At 44.6% G+C, this 21,464-nt stretch carries 20 protein-coding genes; 9 read left to right on the plus strand and 11 right to left on the minus strand.

All coding sequences use genetic code 11. The annotated features are described in order from the left end of the window. Nucleotides 1-272 precede the first annotated feature (272 nt). The 4 genes from hpt to OV592_RS03290 are packed head-to-tail and all read left to right on the plus strand — an operon-like array spanning nt 273 to nt 3,211. Complete coding sequence (gene hpt / locus OV592_RS03275; RefSeq protein ID WP_016403574.1) at nt 273-803, plus strand: hypoxanthine phosphoribosyltransferase; 531 nt, start codon at nt 273-275, stop codon at nt 801-803. A 58-nt stretch (nt 804-861) separates the two neighbouring features. Then, entirely contained in the window at nt 862-1,779 is a 918-nt protein-coding gene (locus OV592_RS03280) for an ABC transporter ATP-binding protein (protein ID WP_406610379.1), read from the plus strand. After that, nucleotides 1,776-2,549 (plus strand): ABC transporter permease, encoded by a 774-nt coding sequence (locus tag OV592_RS03285; RefSeq protein WP_406610381.1) that lies wholly within the window; start codon nt 1,776-1,778, stop codon nt 2,547-2,549. The genes OV592_RS03280 and OV592_RS03285 overlap by 4 nt, the downstream gene beginning before the upstream one ends. Next, the gene (locus OV592_RS03290) at nt 2,549-3,211 is read left to right on the plus strand and encodes a tRNA (guanine(46)-N(7))-methyltransferase TrmB (protein ID WP_406610382.1); all 663 of its coding nucleotides are present in this window, start codon (nt 2,549-2,551) and stop codon (nt 3,209-3,211) included. Before OV592_RS03285 ends, OV592_RS03290 begins: the two co-directional genes overlap by 1 nt. On the opposite strand, the gene OV592_RS03295 is transcribed toward OV592_RS03290, so the two are convergent. The 11 genes from OV592_RS03295 to sfsA form a co-directional block, all read right to left on the minus strand. Beyond that, on the minus strand, nt 3,212-4,048 hold the full coding sequence (locus OV592_RS03295) for a nitrate- and nitrite sensing domain-containing protein (RefSeq protein ID WP_016403578.1): 837 nt from the start codon (nt 4,046-4,048) through the stop codon (nt 3,212-3,214). Between the two features lies 1 nt (nt 4,049). Continuing rightward, nucleotides 4,050-5,141, minus strand: coding sequence for a methyl-accepting chemotaxis protein (locus tag OV592_RS03300; protein WP_152785938.1), 1,092 nt, complete (start codon nt 5,139-5,141; stop codon nt 4,050-4,052). A gap of 28 nt (nt 5,142-5,169) precedes the next feature. Beyond that, nucleotides 5,170-5,619, minus strand: a complete 450-nt coding sequence (locus OV592_RS03305; protein ID WP_152785940.1) for a hypothetical protein — start codon at nt 5,617-5,619, stop codon at nt 5,170-5,172. A 240-nt stretch (nt 5,620-5,859) separates the two neighbouring features. After that, nucleotides 5,860-6,240, minus strand: a complete 381-nt coding sequence (gene panD / locus OV592_RS03310; RefSeq protein ID WP_016403581.1) for an aspartate 1-decarboxylase — start codon at nt 6,238-6,240, stop codon at nt 5,860-5,862. Nucleotides 6,241-6,267: 27 nt separating this feature from the next. Further along, nucleotides 6,268-7,116 carry a pantoate--beta-alanine ligase gene (gene panC / locus OV592_RS03315; RefSeq protein ID WP_406610384.1) on the minus strand — a complete coding sequence of 283 codons (849 nt, stop codon included), beginning with the start codon at nt 7,114-7,116 and terminating at the stop codon, nt 6,268-6,270. Next, the gene (gene panB / locus OV592_RS03320; RefSeq protein WP_016403583.1) at nt 7,116-7,910 is read right to left on the minus strand and encodes a 3-methyl-2-oxobutanoate hydroxymethyltransferase; all 795 of its coding nucleotides are present in this window, start codon (nt 7,908-7,910) and stop codon (nt 7,116-7,118) included. The genes panC and panB overlap by 1 nt, the downstream gene beginning before the upstream one ends. A 55-nt stretch (nt 7,911-7,965) precedes the next feature. Beyond that, nucleotides 7,966-8,466 carry a 2-amino-4-hydroxy-6-hydroxymethyldihydropteridine diphosphokinase gene (gene folK / locus OV592_RS03325; RefSeq protein WP_016403584.1) on the minus strand — a complete coding sequence of 167 codons (501 nt, stop codon included), beginning with the start codon at nt 8,464-8,466 and terminating at the stop codon, nt 7,966-7,968. A 2-nt stretch (nt 8,467-8,468) separates the two neighbouring features. After that, nucleotides 8,469-9,764, minus strand: coding sequence for a polynucleotide adenylyltransferase PcnB (gene pcnB, locus OV592_RS03330; RefSeq protein ID WP_406611412.1), 1,296 nt, complete (start codon nt 9,762-9,764; stop codon nt 8,469-8,471). 163 nt (nt 9,765-9,927) lie between these two features. Beyond that, a complete protein-coding gene (gluQRS, locus tag OV592_RS03335; RefSeq protein ID WP_406610385.1) occupies nt 9,928-10,803 on the minus strand; it encodes a tRNA glutamyl-Q(34) synthetase GluQRS in 876 nt (291 codons plus the stop codon). A gap of 71 nt (nt 10,804-10,874) precedes the next feature. Then, entirely contained in the window at nt 10,875-11,318 is a 444-nt protein-coding gene (gene dksA / locus OV592_RS03340) for an RNA polymerase-binding protein DksA (protein ID WP_016403587.1), read from the minus strand. Between the two features lie 331 nt (nt 11,319-11,649). Beyond that, nucleotides 11,650-12,351 carry a DNA/RNA nuclease SfsA gene (gene sfsA, locus OV592_RS03345; protein ID WP_406610386.1) on the minus strand — a complete coding sequence of 234 codons (702 nt, stop codon included), beginning with the start codon at nt 12,349-12,351 and terminating at the stop codon, nt 11,650-11,652. Between the two features lie 135 nt (nt 12,352-12,486). Between sfsA and hrpB the strand changes: the two genes are divergently transcribed. The 5 genes from hrpB to OV592_RS03370 all read left to right on the plus strand — a co-directional run bounded on the left by hrpB (nt 12,487) and on the right by OV592_RS03370 (nt 21,405). Further along, nucleotides 12,487-14,958, plus strand: coding sequence for an ATP-dependent helicase HrpB (gene hrpB, locus OV592_RS03350; RefSeq protein ID WP_406610387.1), 2,472 nt, complete (start codon nt 12,487-12,489; stop codon nt 14,956-14,958). Nucleotides 14,959-15,189: 231 nt separating this feature from the next. Then, a complete protein-coding gene (locus tag OV592_RS03355) occupies nt 15,190-15,702 on the plus strand; it encodes a porin family protein (protein ID WP_406610388.1) in 513 nt (170 codons plus the stop codon). A 125-nt stretch (nt 15,703-15,827) separates the two neighbouring features. Next, nucleotides 15,828-17,015: a patatin-like phospholipase family protein gene (locus OV592_RS03360; protein WP_406610389.1), complete on the plus strand. Its 1,188-nt coding sequence runs from the start codon at nt 15,828-15,830 to the stop codon at nt 17,013-17,015. A 511-nt stretch (nt 17,016-17,526) separates the two neighbouring features. Then, a complete protein-coding gene (locus tag OV592_RS03365) occupies nt 17,527-18,789 on the plus strand; it encodes an oligosaccharide MFS transporter (RefSeq protein ID WP_406610390.1) in 1,263 nt (420 codons plus the stop codon). 252 nt (nt 18,790-19,041) lie between these two features. After that, the gene (locus tag OV592_RS03370) at nt 19,042-21,405 is read left to right on the plus strand and encodes a glycoside hydrolase family 2 protein (protein WP_406610391.1); all 2,364 of its coding nucleotides are present in this window, start codon (nt 19,042-19,044) and stop codon (nt 21,403-21,405) included. Nucleotides 21,406-21,464 lie beyond the last annotated feature (59 nt).

Genomic DNA, 21,464 nt, shown 5'->3' on the forward strand with positions numbered 1-21,464 from the left:
TATTTCAATTATTATTTTTTATGAGGCATTTCTTGTTTACCATTTCAGATAAAAATCATCTAAAATGTGTCGTTCAGTGAAAAAGAACCGACGACATGCGAATGCCTTTCAATTAAATCATAGTGTATTTACAAGCTAATTAATAGCTATTGATATAAACAACTAATGATTTGTTTGTTAATTTATTGATAATTCGTATATTTGTTTTTCTTTTTTCATTCATGCTAGATAAGTTTTTGCTGAGATACTCAGCCAATTGATAGGTCGACATTATGAAACATCGCGTAGAAGAAATGATCAGCGAGCAGGAAATTGCTCAACGAGTAGCAGAAATTGGTAAGGAGATTGAACAAAAGTTCTCATCTGACCGTAAATTGGTACTGGTTGGCTTATTACGTGGCTCTTGTATTTTTCTGTCTGATTTGGCGCGTAAAATTGATCGTAGCTTAACGCTCGATTTCATGACGGTATCAAGCTACGGCAGTAGCATGGTAAGTACCCGAGACGTTCGTGTACTAAAAGATTTAGATGATGATATTAAAGGCTGCGACGTGATCATCGTTGAAGATATCATCGATACCGGTAATACCTTAAGTAAAGTGAGAGAAATGCTGTCTTTGCGTGAGCCAAATAGCGTATCTATTTGTACTTTGCTAGATAAGCCTTCACGCCGCGAAGTTGAAGTACCTGTTGATTGGGCTGGATTCACTATTCCTGACGAATTTGTGATTGGCTATGGCCTTGATTTTGACCAGTACTACCGCAATCTACCCTATGTGGGCAAAGTGATACCGCTAGACTAAGTGGTTAATCATTGGGCCCTAAGGGCCCATTTTTTTATTGTTAATTTAAGTTGTGATTATGCAGGCGTTAGCGATTCAAGGTTTGAAGAAAACCTACCCCGGTGGGGTGCAAGCGGTAAAAGGCTTCGATTTAGTGGTTAAGCAAGGAGATTTCTTTGCGTTGTTAGGCCCAAATGGAGCGGGTAAGTCGACCTCTATTGGGGTGATTACCTCTTTGGTAAATAAGTCTGCTGGCTCGGTTAAGATTTTTGGGCATGACATTGATACCGATTTGGAAGCGGCCAAGTCTTATGTTGGCCTTGTTCCCCAAGAGTTTAACTTCAACCAATTTGAAACAGTGTTGCAAATTGTGGTGAATCAAGCTGGTTACTATGGCGTGCCGCGGCCTCTTGCTATGCAGCGCGCAGAAAAGTACCTCGCCCAATTGGACTTGTGGGAAAAGCGCAATGCTCGAGCGCGCGAATTATCCGGTGGTATGAAGCGCCGATTGATGATTGCGCGAGCCTTAATGCATGAGCCAAAGTTGCTTATCTTGGATGAGCCTACCGCCGGTGTAGACATAGAGCTACGTCGTTCAATGTGGGATTTTTTAAAGCAGCTTAATAGCCAAGGCATAACCATAATTTTAACTACTCACTATCTAGAAGAAGCTGAAATGCTGTGCCGCAATATCGGCATTATTGATAAGGGTGAACTGGTAGAAAACACTTCAATGAAGCAGCTTCTCTCAAAGTTAAACCTAGAAACCTTTATTTTTGATATTGAAAGCCGCCAGCAAGCAGTGGAGCTAGCGGGTTTTGAATCACGTTTAGTTGACGACCACACCTTGGAAGTTGATGTAGAAAAAAGCCAAGGCTTAAATGCAGTGTTTCGCTTGCTGGATGAAACAGGTGTGGTGGTTCATAGCATGCGCAATAAAGCCAACCGTTTAGAAGAGTTGTTTGTAACCTTAGTGGCTCAAGGGAGGCAAGCATGAAGCTCGCATTGTATGGCACCGCTTTAAAAAGCATTTTAAGTAAAGAAATCATTCGGTTTGGTCGAATTTGGGTGCAAACCCTAGTACCGCCTGCCATTACTATGAGCCTGTATTTTGTTATTTTTGGTAACCTGATCGGTTCGCGAATTGGCCAAATGGGTGGCTATAGCTACATGGAATTCATTGTTCCTGGTTTGATTATGATGTCGGTGATTACCAACTCATACTCCAATGTGGCATCTTCGTTTTTTAGCTGTAAGTTTCAGCGAAACATTGAAGAGCTGCTCGTCGCGCCGGTACCAAACTACATCATCATTTTTGGTTTTGTTGGTGGTGGTGTTGCTCGTGGCTTATGTGTTGGCTTTATTGTAACAATGGTATCGCTGTTCTTTGTTCCTCTGCAGTTACACAGTGTTGCCGCGATTATGCTCACGGTGTTGTTAACTTCAATACTGTTTGCATTAGGTGGGCTTATTAATGCGATTTACGCGAACACCTTTGATGACATTAGCATCATCCCTACCTTTATCTTAACGCCGCTTACTTACTTAGGAGGGGTATTCTATTCAATTAGTTTGTTGCCTGAGTTTTGGCAGGGAGTGTCGCAAATCAACCCGATTGTTTACATGGTTAACGCCTTTCGCTTTGGCTTCTTGGGCATAACCGATGTATCGCTGTATTTTTCATTTAGTATGATCTTGGGCTTTATCGCCATCTTGTATACCTGGGCGTATATCCTGATCAAACGTGGTTACGGGTTGAGAGCGTAATGGAAGGCAATTCTCGTAGCGTTAGCTCTAACCAGCAAGGTATTCATGAAAACTTAAACAAGGTGGTACAACGTCACCTTGATGAAGAGTTCAAAAAGCCTTATCGCCAGCATACTCTAGAAGCATTTTTGCAGTTAGAAAAGCAGGTAGAAGCGGCGGCGCGACCTTTAGTGTTTGATTCTTGCTGTGGCACGGGGGTGAGCACTGCTGCCTTGGCTGAACTGCACCCTGATGCTCTGGTGATTGGCATGGATAAATCTGCCCATCGGCTAACTAAGCACCAGGCGCATTTTGACCAAGCAGGGCAAAACTACTTGCTACTGCAAGTGGATTTAAACGACTTTTGGCGTTTGGCCGTGGAAGCTGGGTGGCAGCCTAGTCATCATTACATCTTGTACCCGAACCCTTGGCCAAAGTCGCGACACTTGCAGCGTCGTTGGCACGGCAGTGCAGTGTTCCCTTATTTGCTTAAGCTTGGTGGGCAACTCGAACTGCGCAGTAACTGGCAAACTTACTTGGAAGAGTTTCAAGTAGCGCTAGAATTAGCTGGCCATTCAAGCCAGCTAAATAGCTTTAAAACCGATACACCAATTACTGCTTTTGAACGTAAATATCAAAACAGTGGCCAGCAACTTTGGCAGCTGCGTAGCCACTTAGACTAGCTAATGTTTAGCGTGCTGCTGCGCTTCTAAATGGGCTATTCCAGCATCAAATAGTTGGTATAGCCCTTCCAGTACTTTACTCGCCTGCTGAAAATACTCATTCACCGAAATAGTCGGCTGAGGTTTGTTGATCAACTCAACCTCTATGGTATCAAGTAGCTGTTCCAGCAAGGGCTGATAAGCTGGATCATTGGGAATAAAGCTATGAGCAAAATGGTTGAGTGATTGCGAATCAATTTGGGCAATTTTGTTGTGCAAGAAGGCCAAACGGATCCGCTCAACACTGCTGCTTTGTTTGGCGGCTGCCAAACCACTGCCTAGCGCCCTTACCTGACCAATTGATTCTGCTGTTTCCAACAGTTCAAACCACAAAAAGTCGATGTTTTTATGTTGCTTGCTTAGGCTAGATAAGCAGTAAAAACTGGCTAGGTCTTGAGACAAAAACAGCAAGTTTTTGATCATCAAACTGTGTTGAGCAATATTGTTTTCTAAGTTATTGCTTGGCCAATTTTGCTGTAGTCTCGGCCAGTGTTGATTAAAGCTATCCCAACGAGCTTGGCGCGATACAAAGCTGTCTTCGCTTAAACTAAGGTGGGCGCTTACAATTTGCTTTTGTTGTGCATTTAATGCGGCAGATTGCTGTTGGTCGCCGTTTAGAATGGCACAACTTAGGCCGCGATGTTTTTGCAGCGAAACCACTAAATTCTTTAGCTGCTTTAATGCTGCAAGGCCTGCGTACTGCTGCTGAGTACGGCGCTTGGCTAATAACCAAGAGATAGCAACTGATATTAGCAGTAGGCTAATTACGCTAGTGGCAATAATAACGCTAGTATTCATATTACGCTCCTTGCTGACTTAACACGCTAAGGTGTTTGGCAATGTCGGCGCTTTGCTCGGCACTGGCGGTGTTCTCTCGGGCGGAGTCTGCTACTTGGTTGATGTGAGCAGAAAGCTCGATGGTTGCCGCGTGTTGTTGTTCACTGTTGCTCGCTATCATTTCTGTTTGTGCTTGAAGCTCTTGGTTTTTGGTGTAAATCAGCTTAAGTTGTTGGCGTGAATTATCCACAGTGTCTTGAATCTCTTGAGCTTGGGTGGTTAGTTGAGTGATGTGCTCGAGCACTTCATTAATGTTGCGTTGTACTTCACGCATACTGTCGCTGATTTCGTTGGCAGATTGATGACTGCGGTTAGCAAGATTTCTTACTTCGTTGGCCACAATGGCAAAGCCGCGACCATGCTCACCGGCACGAGCAGCTTCGATGGAGGCGTTAAGTGCCAATAAGTTCGTTTGTTCAGCTATTTCTTCAATGGTTTTTGAAATGCTGCTTACGGTGTTCGATTTTTGGTGTAATTGGGTGACCTTCTCAAGGCTAACTTCTCCTTTAGCCACCATTTTTTCGGTACCTTGTTGAGCAACTAAAGCAGCCTCTTGGCCCAATTCCGAGAAGCGCTTGGCTTCAAAGCTGGCTTCCGCTACCAGCTTAACTTGCTCGGCAACATCTTTAATACTTTCACTCATTTCTACCACTGCGCTGGCAGATGCTTGGCTAGCATCTGCTTGTTGCACTGCGCCCGAAGCTACCGACTGAGCCTGCAATGACAACTCTTTTGAGCAGTGACTGATTTCGTCTAAGGCATCTTGCTGTTCTAATACTCGGCGTTGCTGTTCTCTTAGCAGCTCGAGTTGCTGGTGGCGAGTATCTTGGAATAGGTAGCTGGCTAAGCCTTTACTGTGTACCTTGTCTGGTTGCTCAATTTGTTGCATTAACAGTTTGAGCACACTTAAGGTGAGGCCACTTAAACACAGGCTTAAACAGACTAAAGCGAGGTTAGCGAGGCTTTGCTGCTGTTGTAGGTCAATAATGCTCAACCCTATAAGCACTAAAAAACCAAACAGAAAGCTATAAAAAATAGTGGCTGCACTACGCATTTAAACTCCTTTATACGTATCCGCATATTTACTTATTAGGAGTCAAAGCAAAGACTGTTCCCTTTTGAGTGTTTTGTTTAAAAGAGTCGCTGGTGGCCAGTTGGGTGAGTTGCAATATTTGCTGATGATAGTGGCGAAGTTGGCTTAGGTTTTGGCAGTGAGCAAGTGCTTGCCAATGTAAAACAATTTGCTCTACCTTGGCACAGTAGCGGTAGTTGTTTTGAGCTTGTAGCAGCACCATTATTTCTTCAATTTGCTCTTTGGTGCCATCTAGCTCAGCAGGCGAAAACAGTGGGTCAGAGAGCTTCTGAGCCTGCATGCGCCAATGTCTTCTTGTCATATGATTGAGCGATTGAAGCAGTTGTGTATGTTCAATCTGTTGTTGATTATCAGCTCGACGATGGCTTGATACTATTGATGGAATAGGTATTAATGCTAAGACAAATAACACCAGCAATACCAGATAAATACTTAGCACGACCGCTCCCTGCGCTACAAACTTTAATCTTTAGTTCTTTACAGCAAAAAACAAACCAAAGCTTTGGTAAGTCCTTAATAAGGCAAACTTATCGCTAGTTTTGATTTTATTGTTGGAGAGATATTTTGATGATGTTGCTACGAGGTTAAATGTAAGGGTTTATTTGCTGTTTTATGACAAAAGGTACAAAAATGGCGCACGTAGATGGTGCGCCATTTAAAAGCCTGCACAGCTTTGGTGCTAAGCTAATTGAACTGGAATATCTTTGCTGGTTCTAACGATATCGTTGTTCTCGTTTAGGTAAACCAAAGAAGGTTTATGAGACTTAGCTTCTTCGTTGCTCATACCAACATAAGCACAAATAATAACTCGGTCGCCCACGGCTGCGCGACGTGCTGCTGCGCCATTTACTGAGATGATTTTTGAGCCGCGTTCACCAGAGATGGCGTAAGTAGAAAAGCGCTCGCCATTCTCAATATTATAGATATCAATTTTCTCGTATTCGAGAATACCTGCTTGATCCAAAACATCCTGGTCGATAGCACAAGAGCCTTCATAGTTGAGCTCTGCATGGGTTACGCGTGCTTGGTGAAGTTTGCCTTTTAGCATAGTGGTTTGCATTGACGTTCTCTCTTTTAATCGACGAAATTAGTGTAGTTCAATCACGCAGTTATCTATTAGCCTTACATCTCCGAGGAAGGCGGCCATTAGAATAACAGCAGAGCGAGATTGGGGGGTTAGGGGGCTTAGGCTTTCGGCGTCTACGATATCGATACCGTCGCACTTAAATCCGTTGTTTTCCAGCGTTTGTTGGGCTGCTTTGCTAAGTTCAGCTTGATTGCTGTGGCTTAGCTGTGATGCGATGTTCCGCATCTCTTTTGCTAATAGTGGCGCAGTTTGCAGTTGCTCAGTACTTAAGCGGTTGTTGCGTGAGCTCATGGCTAAACCACTCGCTTCTCTTACCGTAGCAAGGCCAATAATTTCAATCGGCAATAACAGATCTGAGGTCATCTTGCGAATAAGCGCGAGCTGCTGATAGTCTTTTTCGCCAAATACTGCCAAATGTGGCTGCACGAGATTAAACAGCTTACAAACCACAGTCGAGACACCGTCAAAATGACCAGGGCGTAATTCGCCTTCCAGAATGTCTGAAAGAACAGGCACTGTTACTTTAGTCTCTGCTTCCAAACCATTTGGGTAAAGCTCTTCAGCGCTAGGGGTAAATACAAAATCAGCACCAGCTTGGTTTAGCGCTGTAATATCTTGTTCTAGGGTGCGAGGGTAGTTGGCTAAATCACTACTGTTGTTAAACTGCAGCGGATTAACAAAAATAGAGACCACCACTACATCGCAGCTTTTTTGGGCTTCATTAACCAACGCAAGATGACCAGCATGCAGATTGCCCATGGTGGGAACAAAGCCAATTTTTCGACCTTTTAGGCGTGCGGCATCTAGGGCCGAGCGTAATTCACTCGGCTGTTCTACAACTTTAAGCATTAACTAAAACTCTGTGCTTCACCTGGGAACTCACCTGAAGCAACCTGCTCTAAATAGAGACTAATTGCACCGCGAATATCGCCGGTTTCAGCTAAGAAGTTTTTAGAAAACTTAGGAATATGGCCCTTGCTAATGCCAAAGGCATCATGCATTACGAGGATTTGGCCATCAGTTACGTTACCTGCGCCAATGCCAATTACCGGAATGCTTAAGGCTTCCGTGATGAGTTTAGCGAGTTCAGTGGGAATGCATTCTAATACCAACAATTGAACACCGGCTGCTTCTAGTTGCTTAGCATGCTGCAACATCTCTTGAGCTTGCTGCTCGCCGCGGCCTTGAACTTTATAACCACCAAACAAATGCACTGATTGAGGTGTTAAACCAAGGTGACCACATACTGGAACACCGCGCTCAACCAAGCCTTTAATGGTAGGGCTTAACCATTCTCCACCTTCTACTTTTACCATTTGCGCACCGGCTTGCATAAGCTTGGCGGCGTTTTGGTAAGTTTGCTCTGGAGTGGCATAAGACATAAAAGGCATGTCGGCTACGATCATAGTTTTTTCGGTGCCACGAGCAACACAGCGAGTATGGTAGGCAATATCATCAATGCTTACTGCCAAGGTATCTTTGTGACCTTGCAGTACCATGCCTAGTGAATCACCAATTAACAGCATATGCATGCCTAACTCATCAAACAATGCTGCAAAGCTCGCATCGTAAGCGGTGATACAGGAGAATTTCTCGTTGTTTTGTTTAAACTTTTGTAAGTGAGAAACTGTAAATCTGCTCATAGTTCGTTACCGTTTGCCTCAAACTACGAGGCAAATTTGTTAGTGAATATTAGCTTTAAGCCCACTCTTGGGGGCATTTAAAAACTTGTAAGCCGTTGCTGTCGATAGATTCTGCTAACTGTTGCACCAAACTTCCGTCTGGTAAGCATAAATCATTGGCAATTTCAGCGAGCGGTAATAATACAAACTCTCGCTGCTTCATTCCATAGTGCGGCACGGTTAGTCGTGGTGTATCGATGATTTGTTTGCCATAAAGCAATATATCGAGGTCTAGAGTCCTGGGGCCCCAACGTTGTTCTTTACGTTCGCGACCTTGTTCTAATTCGATCTTTTGGCAAAGGTCGAGTAAGTCGAGTGGTGCCAAATCAGTTTCTAGCTGGAGTACTGCATTCAGATAGTCTGGCTGATCTTGTGGCCCCATTGGACGACTTTGATACAGTGAAGAGCTAGCAACAACATCGAGTTCAGCCGAGGCAGCTAGAGCACGCCTAGCTGCGATGGCTTGATGGAGCGGGTTGACTAAATTACTGCCTAAGGCCAGGAAGCAAGTGGTCATTATTAACTGTCAGTCTTTTTTGGCTTACGCGGACGACGACGGCTTTTGCTGCGGCCTGAGTTTTTATTTAACTCGCGAACCATGGTATTGCGGCCTTGCTCGTTACTGCGTTGCCATTGTTGCCACCATTGGGCCAACTCGCCAAGGTGTTTGTCTTGAGTGGCTTTAGCACGCAACTCTAAAAAGTCGAACGCAGCTCTAAAGCGCGGATGACCAAAGGTTTGGAAAGCACGTTTACCAAAACGACGATCTAGGCGAGCCTGTAGCTGCCATATTTCGCGAATGCCAGTGGTGAAGCGTTTTGGTATCGCTACGCTCTTACACTGTTGGTCGAGCAACCAGTTCATCGCCATTGCCGATGCGTCATGCTCGCCTAAAGAAAGCTCTATGAGTAATTCATCTTTCTTTATTTCCAATAGTGGCCACAGCAGTGCTGCAAATACAAAGGCAGGCGTTACTTTTTGGTCGCCACGTACCCGCTTATCAGTGCTGGCTAAGGCCATGAGCATAAAACGTAGCTCTGGTGCGTCTTCATCCCATTGTTGTAACAAGGGTTTTAACAGCGGGAATAGCGGATAAAGTAGTTGAGTATCGGCCAGCATTTTGAAGGTAGATTTACCATCGCCGCCTAAGAATAGCTTTAAACATTCTTCAAATAGGCGCGCTGCGGGAATATCTTTCAGCAGGTGACCATATTGAGCAATCGGGTCACAGCTTGCAGGCGCAATGCTAAAGTCCAGTTTTACCGCAAAACGCACAGCGCGAAGCATCCTTACTGGATCTTCACGGTAGCGCGTTTCTGGATCACCAATTAATTGTAAGCGGCGCTCAGCAATATCATTTATACCACCCGCAAAATCGACAACGGAAAAGTCGGCAATGTTGTAATACAGCGCATTTACGGTGAAGTCGCGACGCTCTGCATCTTCATCGATGCTGCCGTACACGTTGTCGCGCAGTAACATGCCTTCTTCACTGCGTTTTGATTCGGTATTGGCATTGGCGCTGTCATGATGACCACGGAAGGTGGCTACTTCAATAATTTCTCGGCCAAATAAAATGTGCGCCAAACGAAAACGGCGGCCAACTAAACGACAGTTGCGGAATAAGGCTTTAATCTGCTCAGGGGTAGCATTGGTTGCAATGTCAAAGTCTTTAGGTTGCTTGCCTAGCAATAAGTCACGCACGCCACCGCCCACTAAATAAGCGTTGTAGCCCGACTTGTGTAAGCGATAAAGCACCTTAAGGGCGTTTTCGCTGATGTCTTGGCGAGAAATATTGTGCTCAGCACGAGGGATCACCTGTTGCTCCAAGCCCACTGGCTCAGCGCTATTTGGCTTGATGATCCGCTTATATACTTTGGCGAGTTTGCGTAAAATGGGTGCCCCCTTGAGCGCGCATTATCTACATGGTGAAAAATAAGGCGCTAATATAGCTTTTTTACAAAGAAATACAACTAATTCACTGGCTGTCTAGTGAGATTTTTGGTACTGCAGAAAGCCGCCAATTTGCTAGAGCCTTGATTAGTATTTGCTCACAGCTTAGTTCAAGCCAGTCGGCTTCGCTCGTTTGCCCTAAATATCTTAAGGCTTGCAGCAGCAATTGCTGATTTTGCTTGCCCGAAATGGAAGGCGCGTGGTTTTGCTTACTGAGTTTATTGCCACTTTCATCAAGTACTAATGGAAGATGTAAATAATTTGGGGCGGGTTTAGCTAAAAGCTCAAAAATGGCCAACTGCCTACCGGTGGTTAGAATTAAATCTGCACCTCTTACTACTTCGGTAATTCCTTGTTCGGCGTCATCTAAACTCACCGCTAGATTATAGGCATATAGGCCGTCACGGCGTTTTATGATGAAGTCTTCTTTGGCTAAGGCGGCTGGAATATTTACTGTGCCGTAAGCCACATCTTCAAATTGTTCAATGGCCCGCGCGCTTTGTAATCGCACGGCTTGATCTTTGCCACTTAGCTGTAGATTGCGACAAGTACCAAGGTAGTAGCCACCAGAAGCTTTTATTTGCTTGCGGGTACATTGGCAAAAGTAAGCACAGTCTTGGTTTAGCCAACGGTTAATTTGATCTTGGTACGCTTCTAGGCGTTGGCTTTGATATAAGACCTCACCATCCCAATGCAGTCCAAACTGTTCTAGTTGTTGCAGGATAAGTTGACTCGCACCGGTTTGTTCTCTCGGTGGATCGATGTCTTCAATGCGAACTAACCATTGACCTTGGTGATGACGAGCTTGCAGGTAGCTGCCAACGGCGGCAACTAAAGAGCCTAAGTGTAATGGGCCAGAAGGGGAAGGGGCAAAACGGCCTACGTAGGGCTTAGCGCTCATAGTAAAATTCTTACAATATAAAGCTAGGCAGATAGAGTGATTAGCTTATCTGCCTTGGCTTTAAACAAAAACTAGCCGACCAGTTGTTTCTCTTTGATCTCAGCTAAGGTTTTGCAATCGATACACAGATCAGCTGTTGGTCTAGCTTCTAAACGGCGAATGCCGATTTCCACACCACAGGCATCACAAAAACCGAAGTCATCTTCAATTTTAAGTAAGGTCTTCTCGATTTTTTTGATCAGCTTGCGTTCGCGGTCGCGAGTACGAAGTTCAAGGCTGAATTCTTCCTCTTGCGCTGCGCGGTCAACTGGATCAGGGAAGTTAGCCGCTTCGTCTTTCATATGCGTTACAGTGCGATCAACTTCTTCACGAAGTTGGTTGCGCCACGCTTCAAGAATAGTTCGGAAGTGGTCTAACTGAGCATCGTTCATGTACTCTTCGCCAGGCTGAGCTTGATATGGTTCAACCCCTGCGATAGAGAGCACACCTAGTGTTTTCTTTTTGCCGTCTGGCATACTTCTCTCCCAAATTCCGTACGACTTTTTTCGTTAAACAGTCGAGGATGTAAATTAGGCGGGTATCTATAGCAGAAAGGCTAACGTACCGCAAATGAATTGCCATGAATTTGCCAATTCTGCCTAAGCTCGGTAAAAGAAATTAGACTGTTTGCTGTTTTTTTGACCACTCCTCTAAAGTAGTAAATGTTTTGCTGATGTTGTCATAAAAATGTCACCGTCATCCCTATCATCTAGCCGTTATTTGCAAAATGTTCCAGTTTGCCATGAGTCAAACTTAGCTCAATTTCATGTAAATATTAATGTACAAGTCAGTATAGCACTGACCGATCTAGTACACCGGCACGGCATGATCTAGCTTGCATTGCTGAGGGCTTAGTTTGGCTTTGTATGCCAATACTTCTACCCCTTGTTGCTTAGCTAAATCTAGTAATTCTGCGTAAGTTGGGTCGATGTGAGCAGCAGCTTGAACAGTATTTATTCCACTGTGTAATACGGCAAACAACAATATTGCGCGATGACCTTGTAGCTTCATTTCAATAAGTTCTCGTAAATGCTTTTGACCGCGGGTGCTTACTGCATCTGGGAAATAGCCTTTACCGTTTTGCAGCAAGGTACAAGACTTCACCTCTATGTAGCACTTTTCACGCTTTGGGTCTTCCAGCAAAAAATCGATACGGCTGTTTTCGCTGCCATATTTTACTTCGCGGCGAAGCTGAGCATAGCCGCTTAGCTCGGTAATAATGTCTTGTTGAATCGCTTGTTCAACCCACTCGTTTGCTTTGGCGGTATTCACACAAATAGTATCACCATCTTTGGTTTGGCTGAGCTCCCAGCTAAGTGAGTACTTACGTTTAGGGTTGCTTGATTGACTGTACCAAACAGTGTTACCAGGCTCGGCACAACCGGTCATAGCGCCTGTGTTGGCACAGTAAATGGTGGTTTCAGTGCCGTCTTCAAGAATCACATCGGCGAGAAAACGTTTGTAGCGTTTGATTAAGGTGGCAGCTTTTAATGGTGATTCAAATGACATACAGCGTTGTTAAGCGAGTAAATAGTGAATGCATGCTAACACTTAAGCACCAAGCTGGAGAATAAGTTTACTTGGGTCACTCTCACGCTTTGGGTACACTAGCCGGATTTAGTGGTTTGCAATAATGGAGCGGTTTTGAGCGCATTGCCTGTTACCCAGATATTCCCTGATTTATTGGCGAGTTTGAGCAATAAACAACAGTTTATAGTGTGCGCTCCACCGGGGGCCGGTAAGTCGACAGCATTACCGCTAATGTTACTGCAACAAGCAAAGCTTAAAGGCAAAATTATTTTGCTGGAGCCACGGCGTTTAGCTGCGCGTAATATCGCAGAGTTTTTGGCTAGCCAATTGGGCGAATCGGTGGGGGAGCGAGTTGGCTATCAAATGCGCGGTGACAAGCGACATTCTTCTCAGACCCAATTATTAGTGGTAACCGAAGGCATATTAACCCGCTTGATTCAGCAAGATCCCGAGTTAGATGGCGTGGCGATGGTGATATTCGATGAATTTCACGAGCGCAGCATTCATGCTGATTTAGGTTTAGCGCTTAGCCTAGAAGTGCAGCAGGCTTTTAACCCAGAATTAAAGCTAATGATTATGTCGGCTACGCTTGAAAGTGATGCCTTGAGCAAGCTATTGCCCGAGGCGAAGATACTAGAAAGCCAAGGTCGCAGTTTTCCCATTACTTATAGCTATCACACCATTAAACGTGATTGGCAATGGAGCGAGCGCTTTGCTCAGTTAGTGGCAAAAGCCATGGCCGAGCAATCCGGTAGCGTGTTGGCATTTTTACCGGGTAACGCTGAAATTCGCCAAGTTGAGCAGCACTTGCGGCCATTATTGTCGGCCGAGTATCAGCTACATAGCCTTTACGGCAAGTTGAGTTTAGCCGAGCAACAAGCGGCTATTCGTCCGGCGCAAGAGGGCAAACATAAAATCGTGTTAGCCACCAATATTGCCGAAACTAGTTTAACCATTGATGGCATTAGTTGTGTGGTTGATAGCGGTTTAGAGCGCCAAGCAAGTTATCACGCCAATAGTGGAACCACGCGCTTACAAACCAAAATGATTTGTAAGGCATCGGCGATACAAAGGGCCGGCCGAGCAGGGCGCTTACAAGCTGGCCATTGTTATCGCGCCTACAGCGAAGAGCAGTTAAATCATCGTCCCTTTGCTGCTAGCCCAGAGATCACTCGCAGTGAGTTAAGTCGTTTGGTGATTGAACTCTTGCATTGGGGAGCCGATGCCAGTGAATTGCAATGGCTAGACATGCCTCCTAGTGCTCACCTTGGGCAAGCCAAGCAGTTGTTGAGTGATTTAGCCTTATTAAAGGATGGGCGTTTAAGTGATCGAGCGGAGCAACTAAATAGCAGTGGTGTTGGGCCACGAATGTTAGCCATGTTAGATCAAGCTCAGCAATGGCAGCAGCAACACAATGTTGAAGGCTTGTTGTGGCGAGCTTGTGAGTTAGCCGCTTTGCTAGATAACAATAACTCACATCAAAGCGATCAACTTAGCCAAGCATTTACAGCCTTAAAAGGCCTTGCTAAGCAGCAATATCAGCAACAATTAAAACAACTGGCGCAGCGCTTTAAGGTTAAAGCGACTAGGGGCGTAGCGGAGCATTGGGATGGCTTGCTGTTAGCCCAAGCGTTTCCCGACAGAATCGCCTTAAAGCGCCAAGGGCGTAATTATACCTGCAGTGGTGGTTTTGGTTTAGCGCTTGACGAACAGCAACATCAATTGAGCAAAAGTGATGCCTTAGTGGTGTGCGATCTATATTGGCCAGAGGGACGAAATCAAGGCAAAGTTGCGCTGGCTTGCCAGCTAGATTTAGCGCAACTAAAAGCCTTACAGGCAGAGCGCTATACTAGCAGGTTACATTGCCAGTGGTCCGACTCTGCTAAACGAATCGTCGCCGAAAAGCAGCAATGCTTAGGTGAGTTGGTATTAAGTGCCCAAGCAGCTGAGCAGCTTGAAGCAGAACAAGTGGTAAGTGCTTGGCTTAAGCAGATTCGAGTTAAAGGCTTTGCTTGGTTGCCAATTGGCGATATGGCCAACGCTTGGCTTGAGCGGGTACGTTGTGCTCAACAGTGGTTTAGTGAACTGGCGATGGCAGATTTTAGTGAAGAAGCGCTGTTAGAGGATGCAGAGCAATGGCTAACTATGCACTTGGCGAGTTGCAGAACATGGCAGCAGCTTAAAAATATCGATTGGTTGGCGGCCTTAAAGTCGCGGCTAGATTGGCAGCAACAGCAACAAATCGAAAGTTTAGTGCCTAGCCACTATTTAGCACCTTCCGGTAACCGGGCGGCCATTCGTTACCAACTAGGGCAAGCTCCGGTTGTGGCAATTAAACTACAGGAGATGTTTGGCCAACCGCAGTCTCCCCAGCTAGGCAATAAAGTTGCTATTACCTTAGAGTTGCTTTCTCCTGGCGGCAAACCCTTGCAGCTTACTCAAGATTTAGCCAGCTTTTGGCAGTCTGCCTATGTGGAAGTTAAAAAAGAGATGAAAGGGCGCTACCCTAAGCACCCTTGGCCTGATGATCCGGTTAGTGCGCAAGCCACTCATAAAACTAAACGTCAGCTTAATTTATCCAAGTAAGTAAAACCTTCAGCATTTTATAATCACTATATTGTAATGTTATTCGTGACAGTTTGTGATGTTGGCGATGCTATATCCAAACAATTTGTATCGGTATTATGTGCCGGCAGTCGCCAATCAACAGCGAGCTGCTTAACGCGTTATTAAGGACGAGTTACTTCTTAATACGGTTTGGTTATCTCAGTAGAGTTAACCAATGATGATTCTTTACAAATGGCGAGAATACACACTATGAATAAAAAGACTATATTGAGCGCACTAATTGTTTCTTCAGTTTCTCTAGGCGCTCACGCAGCCAACGCAGATGTAGATTGGTTTGTTGGTGGTGGTGTTGGTTATCAAGCTGACAATATCAAAGGTGAATATACTGGCGGAGATGATGACGCAACTTTTCAATTGCGTGGTGGTGCTATCATCAACGAAAATCACCGTGTGATGGGCACTTATGCTTACATGGATGAATTAAGTCAAAATACCTTTTTAGCATCTTACGATTACATCCATCCGGTTAGTGAGAAATTTAGTGTATTTGCTGGTGCTTCTATTGGTGCGGCAGACAGTGAAATTAATAATCAAAGCTCCACAGAATTTGTATGGGGCGGACAAGCTGGTGTGATGTACCGCATCAATAGTAACTGGAGTGCAGAACTTGCTTACCGTTACTTAGACCAAGATTATCAATCGCACGGAGTTAAAATAAAAGATACGCAGCAAGTTTATATGTCGGTAGATTACCGTTTCTAGTTTGCTCGGTTTGGGCTGAGCATGGATGTTAGCCCTAGCTCTTAATTACAGTAATAACTAAATTTATTTGTCTTGATTTCTGTTACGATTATTCTATTCATTTACTTCAATTGGAGTGCTTTTCTTTGTCTACGCTCCCGCTTATTTCAATACGTTCAAGGTTTTGCTTAGCTTTACTGCTATTTATGGCCGTTGGCTGCAGTTCACCAGAGAGAAATGCTGCTCAAGAATCTGAGTTAATGTATCCATTAGCCACCGCTGGGCTGCGGTATTGGGATGGCGAAAGCACCGAAATTACTGAGCATAATATTGAGCAAGAGTATCAAAGCATCCTTGACAGTCGAGCGCGAAATAACGGTGTGGGAAGTGACATTTACCACTTGGCGTTGTCGGGAGGTGGAGTAAACGGTGCCTTTTCGGCTGGTGTCTTAAACGCTTGGACGGCCAACGGTGATAGGCCGGAGTTTGACTTGGTGACTGGGGTATCAACCGGCGCGATTGTCTCGGTTTTTGCGTATTTGGGCAGTGACTATGATTCAACCCTAAAAAATTATTATACCGAAACGCCAATGAGCAGTTTATTTCAGGTTAAAAGCATTTGGAGCTTACTGCGTGGGGAAGCAGTACTTGATACCGCAGGCTTTGAGGATCAAGTACGAAGTTACATTGATGCCGACATTGTTAAACAGTTAGCAGAGCAGCGGGCTAAAGGACGTTTATTGGTTATTGGAACAACCAATCTGGATAACGAAAAAATGTCTTTGTGGGATGTGGGAAAGATTGCTCAAGTAGGCAGTGACGAGGCCATCACACTGATTCAAAATATCATTATTGCTAGTAGTTCTGTACCTGGTGCATTTCCAGCAAAAAGCATTGTTATTGACGATGGGCAGCAGCGCTTTGAAGAATTACACGTAGACGGTGGTGTATCTCGGCAAGTGTTTTTGGTGCCTCAATGGGCTTACTATAACCTACCCTTTGAACGTAATCCTCAGCATGTCTTTGTCATTCGCAATGGCTTGTTAAAACCACATTATCAAGTCACCAATAATAATCTTACAGATATTGGCTTACGTTCCATTTCAACTATCATCCGCAATCAAGGAATTGGCGATGTAGAGCATATTTATCACTTTGCTCAACACAATCAAATGAGCTTTAGGCTTGCCTATATTGATAATGATTTTTCTAAAATTAGTGATGAAGCTTTTACCAAAGAGTACATGACCAGCCTGTACCAATACGGCTATCAAAAAACCAGGGCTGATTCTTTGTGGGAAAATGTACCTCCTAGCTTGCAGCATGTTCAATAAACCTGCCGCATCGCCAAGCAAAAATACGCACTGTGTAACGCGCGCCGTATTATGCCTAATGCGTATTAATTTTACGCAGTAGCTCGCCGGCGCCGAGACAAAACTAGCTTGGTCATCCCCTAGCTTTTCTCATGAAGTGGTTTTTCTAGCTCTGCATTCTGCGGCAAGGTTGTCTGGCGCTTGTGCCACCCTCTCTTTACTCTGCTCTTGTAAGCTTCGCTGACTAGGATTGACTATCACCTTGGGAACACTTTATTGCTCTTATAGTTCTTATTAAGCCAATATTGCCTATGGGATGGGGTAGAGATCATAAATTAAGCGTTTGCTGGTTGATTGTGTATTTATATATAAATAGTTTATTTACAAATGAATCCTTGAGGTTGGGTTTGCAGAGCAGGGAAGTGCAGTAAATGGATGCTTGGATTATTTACATCATTGGCAGTATCAACTTCATCAATTTCACCGCGGCATTCAGTATTTACTGTGTTGCGACTAAGCAAATGGAGTCTCGATGAAAACCGATAGTAACCGCGTTGCCATGGGTAAAATCTGCCTAATGTATTTCTTCTACAACTTTTTCTGGTCTTTAAGCTCCGGATCGTTGTTTTCAGTTTGGCTAAATGATCGCGTGGGTATTGATGGTTCGCAGATAGGAGTGTTGTTTGGTTTGCAAACCGGCATAGCCGTATTGTTTAAACCTGCCTTTGGTTACATATTGGATAAGTTAGGGCTTAAAAAGCACCTAATTTATTTTATTGCAGTACTGAGTTTAGCCATTGGGCCGTTCTATATTTATGTCTATGGTCCTTTGTTGGCAAACAGCGCAACCTTTGCACTTGGTATTGTGGTTGGCTCTGTGTATTTGGGAATGCTGTTTCAGGCAGGAAGTGGTGTGATTGCTTCTTACAGTGACCGCTTTGCTCGCTGCCACGCCAGTGACTTTGGTATTGTGAATGGTTTTGGCATTGCAGCTTGGGGCGTGTCGGCAGTGTTAGCTGGCTATTTGTATAACATTAATCCAGATCTTATTTTCCACGCGTGCAGCGTTTCTGCAGTACTCATGCTGTTGTGTACCTTGCTGCTTAAAGTGCGCCACTTAGACGGCTTAGATAATGAGGTTATTTCCCAAGAGAAGATCCAAAAAGCCGATGTGATTGCTTTACTTAAGCAGCCAAAAATGTGGGCTTTTATGACCTATGCAGGCACCATTTCGGTGGTGTTTTGGACGTCGATGACCCAGTTTACTCGTTACTTTATAAGCTTCTTTCCCACCCAAGAAGAAGGCATTTCATTTAGTTCTAGCATGGATGGCATAACCGCGATCTTTTTGTTTTTCTTCAGTATGGCGGTGCCATTGATCATTAAAAAGGTGGGGGCAAAAGGCAGTTTAGTATTAACTGCTGCGGGCATTTCTGCGGTGTTATTAATGATTGGTTACGCTGGCTTAGGCGAGAAGAATTTTTACTTAGCGCTGGTGGCTAAATTGCTATTTGGTATTGTGAATCCAATGCTTATTATTTCGGTATTTGCGTACACCGCCGAACAGTTCGACAGAAAAGTTAACTCCTTTACTTATATGTTTGGTTTTCAAGTAGTTAACAATGTAATGACCGCGATTGCGTCACCGGTTATGGGCAGCATGTACGACCAATATGGCTTCCCTTGGAGTTATATCTATTTTGGTTTGTTTGCCTCCGCTGCCACGGTGTTAGCCATGTTTACGCTTAGCGCAAAGTCACAAGCGCCCGCAGCCAATAGCGCTATAGCTAATTAAATCTATCTGTTTTTGTTCTCCTTGTTTGGGGCCAGCTTTTGCTGAGCCCTTTTTTTGTAGCTGCTAGCTGGCGCACTCCCCTTTAATTTTCACTTGAAGCCAAGCCTTTGAAGAGGCTTATACGTTTGCTTAAGACCCGCTATTTATTTAGAGCAGGATCATATTTGGCGCTTTTTTCAATTGATCTTATTGCTTGGTGAATAATATATTTATATATAAATATATTATTTCTATTTGAAGCTTGAGGGCGAAATGACTAGAGAAGTGATTGAATTGAGCGGCTGCCGTTGGCAGATGGAGCGAATGCGGCCCGGTCAAGGTATAAAAGAAGGCTTACATTTGTTACCTGCTGAGTATCAAGGTACGCACTTTAGCTGGAATTTTGCGACCGTTCCTGGCGATGTTTATACCGATCTTTGGCGTGCTAATGAAATTGCCGATCCGTATTTTGGACGGAATATGCATCGAGCTAAATGGGTGGCCGAGTATGAGTGGTGGTACTGCCATCGTTTTGCGGTTACTGAATCGATGCAAGGTAAAAAGATTGTACTGCAGTTTGAGGGTGTAGATTACAGCTGTGATGTGTGGCTAAACGGCACGCACCTTGGGCGCCACGAAGGCATGTTTTCTGCGTTTGAGTTTGACGTAAGTGACGTGGTTAGCTTTGAAGATTGGCGTGGCGGTGCCAATATGCTGATGATTAAGCTTGATCCTCCACCTAAAAATTACCGAAATTGTGGCGGTAAAAAGGTTAATTTTTCGGGCGACTATTTCTCTGGATTAGTGCCATTTGGCATTTGGCGCCCGGTACGAGTGGTGGCATCTGAACAGCTTAAAATATCAAGCATCCGTAGTGATGTTCGACTTGAGAATAGCAACACTGCCCTTGTTGATGCCAGTTACGAAGTTATTAATTATAGCTCGGAGCCTAAGCAAATTACTTTGCTTTCACAGTTGTCGGGCAAAAATTGTCAAACCGAAACAATATACCAACAGTCTGTTCATCAGCTGGCTCCCGGAGTAAATACTTTTAGCCACACCATCAAGGTTGAAGATGCCAAATTATGGTGGCCTTGGGATATGGGACAGCAGCACCTTTATAATTTGCAGGTGGAAGTCCAACTTGACGATACGCCCGTCGATAGCTGCGCAGAAGTGATCGGCTTACGTGAGGTTAGCATGGCGTTTAATCCGGGCTATTCGCGCGAGCAGGCCGAGTTTCCATGGACCTTTGTTATCAACGGCAAAAAGCATTTTTTACGTTCTGCTTGTTGGGGAGGTCAGCCTTCGTTTCTATATGGTCAAAATAGTCTAAGCAAATATGAAGACCGCTTAGCCATGGTTAAACAGGCTAACATCAACAACTTGCGTATCTTTGGTTGGCACCCACCAGAAGTACCGGATTTCTACCGCATTTGTGATGAACTAGGTATCACCGTTTGGACTAACTTTACTTTGGCGACTCAGGCTTACCCTAAAGATCCTGAGTTTATTAGTGGAGTATTACACGAGTGTATCGAAACCGTTAAGCAGCGCCGTAATCATCCGTCGCAAATCTTTTGGATGGGCGGAGAAGAGGTCTTTTTCTCAGGGGCTCACGAAGAAAGTGGTAATAAAGCTTTAATGGAGCGTATTGGCAAAGCGGTAGCAGATCAAACAAATGTTCCTTATGGTTTGGCATCACCGCTTAGCTCAGAGTCGGCAGTAAATATGGGCTTTAAGCCGAATGAATCTATCCATGCTAACGAACACTACTATCAAGGTGGGGCAGAGTTTATGGAGGAGTATTACCCGGCTTTAGATTGCGCGATTATTCCAGAGCTAACTGCTGCTTCTGCGCCGTCTATCCCAAGCCTCAAGAAGTTTATCCCAGAAGGTGAACTGTGGCCGATGGGCCCTAGCTGGGCCTACCATTGGGCAGACATAGATATCCTTAAAAACCTAAATTTTGAAGTGTTTAATGACTACAAAATGGGCTCTTTGGAAGAGTTTGTCGAAGCCACTCAAATTGCCCAAGGTACAGTGATTCAATTTGCGCTAGAAACCTATCGCCGCCGTAAGCCAAAAATGAGCGGAGTAGCAATTTGTCACTTTATTACCCATGTGCCAGATATTAAGTGGGGCGTGGTCGATTTTTATGGTGAAAAGAAAATTAGTTTTGATTACCTAAAACGAACCTACCAACCGTTGCTACCAAGTTTGCAGTTTGAAAAGCGCCGTTGGCAAGCGGGTGAAGTATTTTCGGCCAGTTTGTGGGTAGTGAATGACTACCAACATGCCTACCAGCAGTTAAGTTATGAGTGGCAAGTTGTCTATCAAGGGCAGGTTTGTGCCAGCAACTGTATTAACTTGGATGTGCTGGCTGACAGCTCGGCTAAATTTTCTGAGCTGGAATGGCGCTTACCGAACGATGCAAGCGGCGAACTTGAAGTGAGATTGGCGCTAAAAAATCAACAGGGAGAAAGTTTAGCAAGCAATGCTTACCGCTTGTTAGTGGGTGAACAGCTTGCCGCCAAACAGCAAAGTTTGGCCTATTTAGCCGAGGCACAAGCGCGCCTAGATAAATATGGCCACAGTGTTTACCGCTACTGGCCAGAGATGTGGGAGTTTAAATAAGCTCGCATATGGCATGGGCTTAAATTAGCTGTTCTTAGTGAGAGAGATGCGGCTTTTTA

The organism is Agarivorans sp. JK6, assembly GCF_045277145.1.
Lineage (GTDB): Bacteria > Pseudomonadota > Gammaproteobacteria > Enterobacterales > Celerinatantimonadaceae > Agarivorans > Agarivorans albus.